Source organism: Kitasatospora sp. NPDC057015 (assembly GCF_042673745.1).
Taxonomy (GTDB): domain Bacteria; phylum Actinomycetota; class Actinomycetes; order Streptomycetales; family Streptomycetaceae; genus Kitasatospora.
Genome location: NZ_JBHUSG010000012.1, coordinates 65,225 through 77,518, shown reverse-complemented (window position 1 = coordinate 77,518; position 12,294 = coordinate 65,225). Strand labels below are relative to the sequence as shown.

General features: G+C 73.4%; 13 protein-coding genes. All 13 read left to right on the top strand.

From position 1 onward, the window contains the following. The first annotated feature begins 1 nt into the window (after position 1). Positions 2-1,402, top strand: coding sequence for a dihydrolipoamide acetyltransferase family protein (locus tag ACFTWP_RS14585; RefSeq protein ID WP_380264971.1), 1,401 nt, complete (start codon positions 2-4; stop codon positions 1,400-1,402). A 156-nt stretch (positions 1,403-1,558) separates the two neighbouring features. After that, positions 1,559-2,665, top strand: coding sequence for an LLM class flavin-dependent oxidoreductase (locus tag ACFTWP_RS14580; protein ID WP_380264860.1), 1,107 nt, complete (start codon positions 1,559-1,561; stop codon positions 2,663-2,665). 61 nt (positions 2,666-2,726) lie between these two features. Next, positions 2,727-4,121 carry an MFS transporter gene (locus tag ACFTWP_RS14575; protein ID WP_380264859.1) on the top strand — a complete coding sequence of 465 codons (1,395 nt, stop codon included), beginning with the start codon at positions 2,727-2,729 and terminating at the stop codon, positions 4,119-4,121. Next, the gene (locus ACFTWP_RS14570; protein ID WP_380264858.1) at positions 4,121-4,810 is read left to right on the top strand and encodes an HAD family hydrolase; all 690 of its coding nucleotides are present in this window, start codon (positions 4,121-4,123) and stop codon (positions 4,808-4,810) included. The genes ACFTWP_RS14575 and ACFTWP_RS14570 overlap by 1 nt, the downstream gene beginning before the upstream one ends. Next, positions 4,807-5,538 (top strand): SDR family oxidoreductase, encoded by a 732-nt coding sequence (locus tag ACFTWP_RS14565; protein WP_380264857.1) that lies wholly within the window; start codon positions 4,807-4,809, stop codon positions 5,536-5,538. The genes ACFTWP_RS14570 and ACFTWP_RS14565 overlap by 4 nt, the downstream gene beginning before the upstream one ends. Then, entirely contained in the window at positions 5,538-6,395 is an 858-nt protein-coding gene (locus ACFTWP_RS14560; RefSeq protein ID WP_380264856.1) for an AfsA-related hotdog domain-containing protein, read from the top strand. Before ACFTWP_RS14565 ends, ACFTWP_RS14560 begins: the two co-directional genes overlap by 1 nt. Positions 6,396-6,465: 70 nt before the next feature. Beyond that, positions 6,466-7,077: a hypothetical protein gene (locus ACFTWP_RS14555; protein ID WP_380264855.1), complete on the top strand. Its 612-nt coding sequence runs from the start codon at positions 6,466-6,468 to the stop codon at positions 7,075-7,077. After that, positions 7,074-7,922 carry a hypothetical protein gene (locus ACFTWP_RS14550; RefSeq protein ID WP_380264854.1) on the top strand — a complete coding sequence of 283 codons (849 nt, stop codon included), beginning with the start codon at positions 7,074-7,076 and terminating at the stop codon, positions 7,920-7,922. Before ACFTWP_RS14555 ends, ACFTWP_RS14550 begins: the two co-directional genes overlap by 4 nt. A gap of 15 nt (positions 7,923-7,937) precedes the next feature. Further along, complete coding sequence (locus tag ACFTWP_RS14545) at positions 7,938-8,423, top strand: flavin reductase family protein (RefSeq protein ID WP_380264853.1); 486 nt, start codon at positions 7,938-7,940, stop codon at positions 8,421-8,423. Between the two features lie 48 nt (positions 8,424-8,471). Continuing rightward, the gene (locus ACFTWP_RS14540) at positions 8,472-9,128 is read left to right on the top strand and encodes an MBL fold metallo-hydrolase (protein WP_380264852.1); all 657 of its coding nucleotides are present in this window, start codon (positions 8,472-8,474) and stop codon (positions 9,126-9,128) included. 428 nt (positions 9,129-9,556) lie between these two features. Next, positions 9,557-10,588 carry a 3-oxoacyl-ACP synthase III family protein gene (locus ACFTWP_RS14535; RefSeq protein ID WP_380264851.1) on the top strand — a complete coding sequence of 344 codons (1,032 nt, stop codon included), beginning with the start codon at positions 9,557-9,559 and terminating at the stop codon, positions 10,586-10,588. A gap of 3 nt (positions 10,589-10,591) precedes the next feature. Beyond that, positions 10,592-11,566: a zinc-binding dehydrogenase gene (locus tag ACFTWP_RS14530; RefSeq protein ID WP_380264850.1), complete on the top strand. Its 975-nt coding sequence runs from the start codon at positions 10,592-10,594 to the stop codon at positions 11,564-11,566. Next, the gene (locus tag ACFTWP_RS14525; protein ID WP_380264849.1) at positions 11,563-12,249 is read left to right on the top strand and encodes a 4'-phosphopantetheinyl transferase; all 687 of its coding nucleotides are present in this window, start codon (positions 11,563-11,565) and stop codon (positions 12,247-12,249) included. Before ACFTWP_RS14530 ends, ACFTWP_RS14525 begins: the two co-directional genes overlap by 4 nt. The last annotated feature ends 45 nt before the right edge of the window (positions 12,250-12,294 follow it).

The following is a 12,294-nucleotide window of genomic DNA, read 5'->3' as shown; positions in this document are numbered from 1 at the left end:
GATGCCCGACGTGGGAGAGGGGCTCGACGAGGCGGAGATCCTCAAGTGGTACGTCCGGCCGGGCGACCGGGTGCACGACGGCATGCCGGTCTGCGAGGTGGAGACCGCCAAGTCGGTGGTCGAACTCCCCGTCCCGTACGACGGGGTGGTGCACGAGCTCCGCTTCGGCGAGGGAGTGACGGTGGCCGTCGGGGCGGTCATCATCACCGTGGACACCGCGCCGGACACGGCCGAACTCCCGGCGCCCGCCGGGCCCTCGGACCTGCCGGCCCGGCAGCCGGCGGCGCCGTCGGCCCAGGCGCAGGCGGCGGCGGAGGAGCCGAGGGAGGCCCTGCTGGTCGGCTACGGCGTGATGAACGGATCGAGCCGGCGCCGCCCCCGCAGGCAGCCGCCGACGGCGACCGCCGGGGGAGCCGGGGCCGGGTCGGACGGCGCGGGGCCGACCGGCGCCGGGGGCGCTGAGGCGCCGGTGCTGGCGAAGCCGCCGGTCCGCAGGCTCGCCCGGGACCTCGGCGTCGACCTGGGGCTGCTGGTGCCCACCGGGCCCGGCGGGGTCGTCACCCGCGAGGACGTGCACGCGGCCGCCCGCCCGTTCCCGCCCCCCGTGGCTGCCGGCCCTGTCGGGTCCGTCGGCTCCGCCGCCGGGGCCCGCCCGGCCCCGGTGGCGCAGGACGCGGACCCGGCCGGCCCGCAGGCGGTCCCCGGTGAGCGCCGGGTACCGGTCAAGGGGGTGCGGCGGGCCACCGCCGCGGCGGTGACGGCGAGCGCGTTCACCGCCCCGCACGTCACCGAGTTCGTCGACGTCGACGTCACCCGGACGATGAAGCTCGTCCGCCGGCTCAGGCAGGACGAGGAGTTCGAGGGGCTGCGGGTCACCCCGCTGCTGCTGGTGGCGAAGGCGCTGCTGACCGCCGTGCGCAGGTACCCGGAGATCAACGCCCGGTGGGACGAGGCACAGCAGGAGATCGTCGTCAAGGACGTCGTCAACCTGGGCATCGCCGCGGCCACCCCGCGCGGTCTGATCGTCCCCAACATCAAGCGGGCCGGCTCCCGGACGCTCCCGGAACTCGCCCGTGAGCTCCAGGCGTTGACGGAGACCGCCCGCGCGGGCCGGACCACCCCGGCGGACCAGGCCGGGGGCACCGTGACCATCACCAACATCGGGGTCTTCGGGGTGGACACCGGCACGCCGATCCTCAATCCCGGTGAGGCGGCGATCCTCGCGGTCGGCGCGATCCGGGAGCGGCCGTGGATCCACCGCGGCGAGGTGAGGGCGCGTCAGGTGACGACTCTCGCACTCTCCTTCGACCACCGTCTGGTGGACGGCGAACTCGGCTCCCGGGTGCTCGCCACGGTCGCGGCCGTGCTGGAGCGCCCCAGGCGTCTGATCAGCTGGAGCTGACCGGGCGTCGTGCCCGGTTAAGTGTTCATTCGCCGCAGTTGGACAGAGTTCCGCTCCCCGGCCGCGGCGGTTATGGTCCTTGCATCCCCCACCATTCTTCTTCCTTTCCGCGGTGAGTCGTACCCGCGCTTTTTCGAAATTCGCTGGAGGAAAGCTGTGTACAGTCGCATCGGGGTATTCCTGTCCCCCGTCCACGAGACCGGGCAGGATCCACACCTGGCGCTGCGCCGGAATCTCGACCTGGTCGAGCAGCTGGACGAACTGAACTTCGACGAGGCGTGGTTCGGCGAGCACCACTCGCTCGGCTGGGGCCTGGTGGGCGCCCCCGAGACCATGATCGCCGCGGCGTCCCAGCGCACCCAGCAGATCAAGCTCGCCCACGGCGTGGCCCCGCTCTCCTGGCACCACCCCTTCCACGTCGCCAGCCGCGCCGTGCACCTGGACCAGCTGACCCGGGGCCGCTACATCCTCGGTGTCGGCCCCGGCGTGCCGACCGACGCCCGGATGCTCGGACTCGAACCGGCCGACCAGCGCACCCGGCTGATCGAGGCCCTGCCGTCCGTCATCGAGCTGGTCAACGGCGAGGAGCGGGTCACCGACAAGACCGACTGGTACGGCCTCAACGACGCCCGGCTGCAGCTGCCCCGCTACACCCCGGGCGGCATCGAGATCGCCATCGCCAGCGGCGGGACGTCGCTGACCGCCCCCGAGCTGGCCGGCCGGTACGGGCTCAGCATGGTGTCGTTCGCGCTGGTGCAGCCCGGCTCGGCGACCAGCTTCGGCCTGGCCGAGCAGTGGCGCACCGCCGAGGAGAGCGCCGAGCGACACGGCCGTACCGTGCGCCGCGAGGACTGGCGGGTCGCGCTCCCGGTCCATGTCGCCGAGACCCGCGAGGAGGCCTTCGCGGACGTCCGGGACGGCTTCGACCGCTGGCTGTACAACTACTTCGGCGCCGCCCGCGGCAGCGCCGAGTCCGTGTCCACCCCCGGCCGCCCGCGGTCGCAGGAGCTGGACGCGCGGATCGAGGCCGGCGGTGCGCTGGTCGGGTCGGTCGAGGACGTCGTCGAGGGCATCCGCACGCTCCAGGAGCGCACCGGCGGCTTCGGCAACCTGCTCGTCTACGTGCCGGACTGGTGCTCGTGGGAGAAGACCAACCGGAGCATGGAGCTGCTCGCCCGGTACGTGGCACCGCAGTTCACCGGCACCGCGGTCCGCCCGCAGGAGTCGTTCGACCGCCACGTCGCGAAGCTTCCCAAGCGCTAGGGCCTGTCCGGCAGCAGCGCCCGGCCCGCAGCAGTCCGAGAAACACCACATTGGAGTACTGATGACAATCGCTGGGGACAAGGCCCAGATCGCGCAGAGCGGCCCGGATCCGGCGTCCCGCCGACGGAGGGCGACCCTCTTCGGCGGTCTGGTGGTCGGAAACTTCCTGGTCATCCTGGACGTGTCGATCCTCAACGTCGCCCTCAGCGACGTGCGGACGGATCTGCACGCGTCCGAGGCGCAGCTGCCCTGGACGGCGGACGCCTACACGGTGATCTTCGCGGGCCTGCTGATGGCCTCGGGCGCGGTCGCCGACCGCTTCGGCCCGCGCCGGGTGTACCGCTTCGCGCTCGCGGCGTTCGCGCTGCTCTCGCTGGCCTGCGCCGCCGCGCCCAACGCGGGCGCGCTGATCGGCGGCCGGGCGCTGCTCGGGGCCGCGGCGGCCGGGCTGGTGCCGGCCTCGCTGGCACTGCTGGCCCGGGTCTACCCGGAGCCGGCCGAGCGTTCCCGGGCGATCGGCTCCTGGGCCGCCCTGAGCAGTTGCGGGTTCATCGCCGGGCCGGTGCTCGGCGGCGCCCTGGTGGATCTCGGCGGTTGGCGCTGGGTGTTCCTGATCAACCCGCTGATCGTGCTCATCGCGCTGCTGCCCACCCGTGGTCTCAGCGCCCACCGGCCGGAGACGCACAAGAAGGTCGACGTCACCGGCCTGGTGCTGACCATCGTCGGCCTGGGCGCTGTGGTGTTCGGTCTGATCGAGGCCGGAGCCAACGGCTGGGGCCGGCCGACGGCGCTGATCGCGCTGGCGGCCGGTCTCGGCGCCTTCGTCCTGCTGGCGATCGTCGAGCGCCGGGTGGCGGCTCCGCTGCTGCCGCCGGGCATGATGAAGCTGGCCCGGGTGCAGGCGGACCTGTTCGCGGGGGCGATGGCGAGCTTCGTCTTCTACGGCACCTTCTTCGGTCTGACCCTGTGGATGATCCACGTGCGGGGCTACTCCCCGCTGGAGACCGGCCTGGCGTTCCTGCCGATGACGCTGCCGGCCTGCTTCCTGCCGTGGCTGTCGGGCCGTGCGGTGGCCAAGTACGGCTCCCGGCCGGTGATCCTGACGGGCTTCGCGTTCAGCCTGGCCTCGGGGATCGGGCTGGTCCTGGCCGGGTCCAACCCGCCGCTGGCGCTGCTGATCATCCTGATGCTGGGCCTGACGGTCTCGGGGACGACGGTCATCCCGGCGGTCACCGCGGACATGTCCGGCGCCGCGCCGGCGGAGTACGCCGCGACCGCGATGGGTGCGCTGAGCGCCTCCCGGCAGGCCGGTGTGGCCTTCGGCGTGGCGGTGCTGGGAACCGTGTCCACCCTGAACGCGACCGCCGTGGTGATCACGATCGGCTCGGCGGTGGCGCTGCTGGTGGTCGCCGCGGTGCTGCGCAGGCCGCGGGCCGCCGTCGCGGGCGGCGCGTAGTGTCCGGCGTCCGGCGGGCGGCCTTCTTCGACGTCGACGAGACGCTCATCACGGCGAAGAGCATGTTCGAGTTCCTGCGCCACTGGCTGGCGCTGAACGGGGACGACGGCTCGGAGTACCGGGAGCGGGCCGCGGAGCTGCGGGGCATCGCCGCGCGCGGCCTGCCCCGGGAGGTCGGCAACCGCCTGTACTACCGCGCCTTCGCCGGGGCTCCGGTGGCCGCGGTGCTGGCGGCGGGCCGGGCCTGGTACGGGGACTACCGGCGCCGTCCGGACGCCTTCGTCACGGCGGGCGTGGCCGCCCTCGCCCGCCACCGGGCGGCGGGCGACGAGGTGGTGCTGGTCTCCGGCTCGTTCGAGGCCTGCCTGCGGCCGCTCGCGCTGGACCTCGGTGCGGACCGGGTGCTGTGCAGCGAGCCGCTGGTGGGTGAGGACGGCCGGTACACCGGGATGACCGGCACCTCGATGATCGGCGAGGCCAAGTCGCTCGCGGTGGCCCGGACGATCGGCGAGCTCGGCCTGCGGGCCGGGGACTGTTACGGATACGGGGATCACTCCAGTGATCTCGACATGCTCGACGCGGTGGGGCACCCGGTGGTCATCGGGGCCGATCCCGTCCTCAACGAGCGTGCTCAGGAACGAGGTTGGCCGGTTCTGTCGGCGGCCGGGGGAGGAAGGGAACAGATATGACCGGGCTTCAGGAGAAGGTCGCCCTGATCACGGGCGCGGACGGCGGCATCGGGCGGGCGCTGGCCCGGCGGCTGGCGGCGGAGGGCTGCCGGCTCGTCCTGCACTCGCACGACGAGCAGGGGCTGGCCAAGGCCGTCGCCGACGAGGGCCTGCCCGCCGAGCGGGTCCTCACCTCGGTCCACGACGTGGCCGACTCGGAGGCGGTGGCCGCCTCCGTCGCAGTGGCGCTGGAGCGCTTCGGCCGGATCGACCACCTGCTGAACGTGGCCGGCGTCGCCTACCCGGGCGGCATTCTCACCACCAGCCGCGAGGTGTGGGACCGGACCGTCGCCACCAACCTCACCGGGTACTTCGTGGCGGCCGCCGCGGTGCTGCCGCACATGAAGGAGGCCGGCTCCGGCCACATCGTCAACATGTCCTCGATCTGGGGCCGGCGGGCGGCCGCTCCCGGCGGCGGGTTGGCCTACTCGGCCTCGAAGTGGGGCGTCGAGGGGCTCACCCGGGGGCTGGCCGAGGAGGCCAGGCCCTGGGGGGTGCGGGTCACCGGGATCGTCCTGGACAAGGTCGACACCAACTTCAGCGAGAACATGCCCGTCACCCTGACCGCGGAGCAGCGCGCGCGGATGCTGGCGGCCGAGGACGTCGCCGAGGCGACGTACGCCGTGCTGGCGAGCTCGTCCCGGGCCCAGATCTCCACCGTCGAGCTCGACGCCTGGCTGTGGCGCTGATGGCGGCCACGGTCTTCGTGGTCGGTGACCGGTTCGCCGCCTTCGCGGAGCAGACCGGGGCGAGGACGGTGTCCGGGCTGGTCGCCGAGCTGCGCGCGGGCGTCCACGACGCCCCGGGCGGGGGCGAGGGCGGGCGGCCCGGCGAGGGCGTCGCCCTGGTGCTCGCCGAGGGCCAGGGCGTCAGCGCCTACGACTGGGCCCTCGTCCGCGACGAGCTGGAGCGCCGGGGGCTGTCCGGGCGCACCAGGATCGTGGCGGACGGGCGGGGGGAGCCGGCCGGCCGGAGCGAGACGCACAAGCACCGCGAGCAGAACGTGCTGGTCGCCGGTCTGACCCGGACCGGGGAGCGCACCTTCCGGGCCGAGCTGCGGATCCACAACGACCAGGAGCTGCAGCTCGACCACCAGGCGAGCCACGTCCAGGGCATGGTGGTGCTGGAGGCCGCCCGCCAGATGTACCTGGCGGTCTGCGAGCGCCACTACGGCCCGGACCTGCCCGGACGCGACTACGCCTACGTGTACGACAAGTTGGAGACCACGTTCCGGAACTTCCTGTTCCCCCTGGACGCCACGATCGAGTGCGAGGTGCTCGCGGCGGATCTGAGCGATCCCGAGCTGCTCACCTTCGACATCGCGATCGACTTCCGGCAGGCGGGCCTGCGGATCGCGGCCGTCCGGATCGCGGGCAGCGGCTTCGACCGCGCCCTGATGGCGCGCAAGGAGGTCCGCGCCGCCCAGCGGGCCCTGCGGTACGCGCTCAAGCACGCCCCGGCGGCCGCCGGATCCGAGGCCCCGCCCGCCGACCCGGGCGCGCTGCCGCCCGCCACCGGGCCGGCCGAGCTGGTCGGCGCCGGATGACCGGGCCCCGGCCCGGCCCCGCACGTCCCTTGTTCACACCCGATGTCCACTTCCCGAGGAAGACCACACGATGACTTCTCCGCTGTTGCTCGTGACCGAGGTTCCCGTCGACCCCGCCGCCGTCGACCAGGCGATCGCCGTCTGGCGCGAGCAGACCCCGGTGGTGGCCGGCGCCGTGCTGTACCGCGGCGTCGAGGCGTCGACCCTGCTGGAGCTCACCCCGATCGCCGACCTGGGCCGGCTGGACGGCCTCACCGCGCGGTGGCGCGACCTGCTGAAGGCGCTGGCGCCGCTGTCGACCGGTGACGCCCGCCGCCAGGTGCTGGAGTTCGTGGAGGCCCCCAAGCCGGTGGAGGGCGAGCTGCCCGCGACCGAGTACGTGCAGCTGCGCCACGTCGAGGTGAAGCCTCCGGTGAAGGAGGAGTACCTGGACTGGCGGGTCGACACGATCTTCGCCGAGGTGCACAAGTCCGAGAAGATCGAGGCGTTCCTGGCCTACCACTCGCTGCTGAGCACCGAGCCGGGCGTGATGTTCGTGTCCGGCTTCTCCTGCGAGCCGGCCGAGTACCTGCCGACCTTCGCCTCGGAGCGCTACGCCGAGATCGCGAAGCAGGCGCACCCCCACTTCGTCACCGACCAGGGCCTCTACACCCGCATCTACCGCCGGGTGGAGGCACGATGACCGAGTCGCGCACCTACGACCTGGCGATGACCACCCAGGGTCCGCTGTACCCGCCGAGCGAGGTGATGAACGCCGACGGCGACTTCGTGGTGATCGGCGCCGTCAACCGGCCCGGGCCCGACGGCGGTGTGGTCACCGAGTGGGGCAGCGTGGTCGTCTCGGCCGACAGCCCGCTGCCGCCGTTCGGGCAGAACCTGCCCTACACCGTGGTCCGCGAGCTGGGGCCGGAACTCTCCGAGGCGGACCGGGAGATGGTGCTGTGCACGCTGCCCCTTCCGCTGCCCTGCTCGAACTACACCAAGGTCTTCGCCCCGGACCAGGAGCCCGCGCCGTTCGCCGTCGAACGCCCGAGCCACCCGTTCCACCAGGTGCCGATCCCGGACCTCCAGCCGGAGGACGGGCCGAAGCTCACCGGACCGGTGACGCTCGGTCAGTGGGTGGAGGCGCAGGGGACGTTGACGGTGTCGCTGGCCGGCGGTGGCACGGCGGCGGACTTCCGGGGCGAGTTCTCCGGGCTGATCCCCGACAGCCTCTACACCGTGATGTCGGTCCGGGTGCGCGACCTCGACCCGGACGGCCCCGCGCACCCCAGCCCGCTGGGCGTGCCCAACGTCTTCGTGACCGACGCCAAGGGCGTGGGCCACTACGACGCCACGCTGCCCAACCCCTTCCCGGCGCCGGGTACGCCCGAGGCGGCGAACCGCATCGTCAACGTGATCGTGCTGTGGATGAGCCACCAGCGCAGCTACGGCGGGGCGATCGGCCACCATGGACTCGGCGGCGACGTGCACGCCCAACTCCGGATGCCCGGGCCGAGCTTCACCGAGTTCGTGACCCACGCCTGAGAGGGAGCCGCAGAGATGGAGAGCGCCCTGCGGACCGAGCGTTCCTTCCGGGACGTGCTCGGCCGCTTCACCACCGGGATCGTGCTCGTCGCCGCGCAGACCGCGGACGGTCCGGCCGGGATGGCGGCCAACTCCTTCACCTCGGTGTCGCTGGACCCGCCGCTGATCGCGCTGTGCGCCGCGTACTCCTCGACCACGTGGCCCGCGGTCCGCAGGGCGGGCGGGTTCGCGATCACCATCCTGGGGGAGCAGCACGAGGAGGTGTGCCGCACCTTCGCCACCCGGGGTGCCGACCGGTTCGCCGGCCGGGACTGGCACCGGAGCCCGGCGGGGCACCCGGTGCTGGCCGACGGGCTGGGCTGGCTGGACTGCGCGATCGAGACGATCCACCCGGCGGGCGACCACGAGCTGGTGGTGGCCCGGGCGGTCGAGTGGTCCAGCACCTCGCCGGGGAGTCCGTTGATCTTCCACTCCGGCCGGTACGCCCGACTGGCATCCTGACGTGACCGCGGGGCACCGCGGTTGCCGCACCACAGAGAGGACCAAGGCATGACCTACACCGGTGAGGTGACGGCCGGCGGCCCGGCGGACGTCCGCGAGACGTCCGGGCTGACGATCAGCAAGGCGTCCGTCGGCACCATCGACAACAACGTCTACCTGCTGCGCTGCCGGGCCACCGGCGAGCAACTGCTGATCGACGCCGCGGACGAGCCGCAGACCCTGCTCGCGCTGATCGGTGACGGCGGGCTCGCCTCGGTGCTCACCACGCACCAGCACTGGGACCACCACCGGGCCCTGCCGCAGGTGGTCGAGGCGACCGGCGCGAAGGTCCTGGTGGGGCGCGAGGACGCCGAGGGCCTGCCGCTGCCGGCGGACGTGCTGCTGGCGGACGGCGACGTCGTGCGGGTCGGCGAGGTGGAGTTGACGGCGCGGCACCTGGTGGGCCACTCGCCGGGCAGCATCGCGCTGGTGTACCGGGATCCGGCCGGCCACGCCCACGTCTTCACCGGGGACAGCCTGTTCCCGGGCGGTGTGGGGAACACCCAGAAGGACCCGGCCCGGTTCGCCTCGCTGTTCCGGGACGTCAGGACGAGGATCTTCGACGAACTCCCGGACGACACCTGGGTCTACCCCGGGCACGGGAAGGACACCACGCTCGGCGCGGAGCGCCCGAAGCTGCCCGAGTGGCTGGCCCGCGGCTGGTAGCGCCGCCGGGAGACGTACCGAGGGGGAGCCCCCGGCCTGCGGGCCGGGGGCTCCGGCCGTTCCCCGCGCGGGTGGGTTCGGTGCGTTCCGTCAGCCAACCGTGCTGCGGCTGAACGGCGTTGACGCTCTCTCGGTCGGTGGATTACTTTTCAGGTGCATGGACGTTCGAATTCGTTCGGGGATTCGGCGGACCGGAGCGCATCGCCCGGTCCCGGCCGGACATCGGCCCGTGAACGATTCAGGATCTCGTCCACTCCTCTCTGGTGCGGGCCGCAGCGTCGCGGTCGGCGGCGGCAGTCGAACGCCGTCCGGAGCAATGCGCCGGAGCCCTTTCTGCAATTCGCACGTCTGTTGTCGAACCAACCGAACGGGGACAGCGAAAAATGACCCATGAGCCGCTCGGCGCGATACGGGGAACCGGAACGGCAGTGCTCGAAGCCGAAACGGTGAACGCCGCGGCCGGACTCACACACCCGGTGGGAATTCTCGGCACCGGTCTCTACGTGCCCCAGCGCGTCGTGACCAACGAGGAACTCACCCGCGACCTCGACACCACCGACGAGTGGATCACCGCTCGCACCGGAATCCGCGAACGGCGCTTCCTGGAGGAGGGCAGAGCCACCTCCGACATGTGCGTGGCGGCGGCCCGCCAGGCCATGCTGCGCAGCGGTGTGGAGGCGTCCGACCTGGACGCCGTGATCGTCACCACCTTCACCCCCGACCAGCCGCTGCCGTCCACCGCGCTGATCGTCAAGGAGGCCCTGGGCGCGCACCGCGCGATCCCCCTCGACCTCACCCAGGCGGCCTGCGCCGGCGGCATCTACGCCCTGGTCACGGCGGCCCACCTGCTGCAGAACTCCTCCTTCCGCAACGTCCTGGTGATCGGTGCCGACGCCGGCTCCCGGGCCACCGACCCGCAGGACCGCACCACCCGGGTCTTCCTCGGTGACGCCGCGGGCGCGGCCGTGCTCGGTCGCACCGCCACCGGCTTCGGCCTGCTCGCCTGGGACACCGACTCGGAGCTCAGCTACGAGGTGGAGATCCCGGCGGGCGGCTCGCGCCGGCCCACCAGCCCGGCGACCGCCGAGGCCCGCGACCAGTACCTCAAGATGAACGGCAAGGCCGTCTGGAACATGGCCACCGGCAAGCTCCCGCAGAGCATCCGGCTGGCCGTCCGCCGGGCCGGGCTCGAACTCGACGACGTGCAGCACTTCCTGCTGCACCAGGCGAACCTCAACATCATCAACGAGGCGATCAAGGCCCTGGGCGTGCCGGCGGACCGCGCGCCCACCACCGTCACCCGGTACGGGAACACCGCCGCGGCCAGCATGTTCACCGTGCTCCACGAGGCCCTGGAGAACCGCGCCCGGCACGGGGACGTCCTGGTCATGGCCGGCATCGGGGCCGGGTTCCTCTGGGGCTCGCTCTGCTTCCGGCACTTCGCCCGGAGCGGGGTGTAGCCGTTGCTCGCGGTAGCCGCCAAGGGCGCGGACCTCGCCGACCCGCTCAGCTGCCTGTCCGTCGGCCCCTGGCCGGAGCCGGCCGTCCCGGACGGCTGGACCACGGTGACGGTACGCGCCGCGGCGCTCAACCAGCACGATCTGTGGACCCTGCGCGGGGTCGGCCCGCCGCACCAGCGGCTGCCGGTCGTCCTCGGCTCCGACGCGGCCGGCCTGGACGAGGACGGCAACGAGGTGATCGTCCACGCGGTCGTCGGGGACCCGGCCGCCGGGCGCGGGGACGAGACCCTCGACCCCCGCCGGACCGTCCTCGGCGAGGAGCACGACGGCACCCTCGCGCAACGGGTCGCCGTCCCGCGCCGCAACCTGGTGCCCAAACCGCCGGGGATGTCCTTCGAGGAGGCCGCCTGCCTGCCCGGAGCCTGGCTGACGGCGTACCGGATGCTGTTCGACCGGGCCGCGCTGGAGCCGGGCGACACGGTGCTGGTCCAGGGGGCGGGCGGCGGGGTCTCGACCGCGCTGACCGTCCTCGGGTCGGCCGCCGGGTTCCGGGTCTGGGTGACGGGACGCACCGAGGAGCGCCGCCGCCGCGCCCTGCGGCTCGGGGCGCACGCCGTCTTCGAGCCCGGCGCGCGGCTGCCCGAGCGGGTGGACGCGGTGATGGAGACGGTCGGCGAGGCGACCTGGGCGCACTCGCTGCGCAGCGCCCGGCCCGGCGGGCGGATCGTGGTGAGCGGCGCGACCACCGGCGCGATGCCGCCGGCGGACCTCGCGCACGTCTTCTTCCGGCAGTTGACCATCGTCGGCTCCACGCTCGGCACCCGGGAGCAGCTGGTGGAGCTCTCGCGCTTCTGCGCCGCGCACGCGATCGCGCCGCTGATCGACCGGGTGCTGCCGCTGGCCGAGGCCCGGGAGGGCTTCGGGGCGCTGCTCGACGGGTCGGTGTTCGGCAAGGTCGTCCTCGTCCCGCCGGCATGATCGAGCGGATCCTGCCGGTCACGGTGGCCACGGCCGACACCCGGGGCGACACGGTGGACGGCCGGCTCTTCCCCGCGGAGGAGGCGGTCGTCCGGCGGGCCACGGCCCGCCGCCGGCGGGAGTTCGGGACGGTCCGGGCCTGCGCGCGCGCCGCGCTGGCGGGGCTCGGCCACCCGCCGGTGCCGATCCTGCCCGGCGAGCGCGGGGCGCCCCGCTGGCCCGCGGGCACGGTGGGGAGCATGACGCACTGCCGCGGCTACCGGGGTGCCGCCGTGGCGCGGTCCACCGACCTGGCCGCGCTCGGCATCGACGCCTCGCCCGATCTCCCGCTGCCCGAAGGGGTGTTGGAGTTCGTCGCGGCAGCGGAGGAGGCCGGGCGGGTGGCCGCCCTGCTGGCGGCCCGGCCCTCGGTGCACTGGGACCGGCTGCTGTTCAGCGCCAAGGAGTCGGCCTACAAGGCCTGGTACCCGCTGGTCGGCGGCCCCGCCGACCCCAGCGGGTTCGACGTCACCTTCTCCGCCGCCGGGCGGGCCTTCCGGGCCCGCCCGCCGGACGGGGGGCCGGCGCTCCTGCACGGGCGCTGGCTCGCCCGGGACGGCCTGGTGCTGACCGCCGTGGTGGCGCCGCGGTATTCACCCGGGAACGGCGCCGCAATCGCAGCCGACCGGTGCGCAACCGCGTAACCGATCAATTGACCACACTTGACTGCCATTTGACGGTCACCTAGT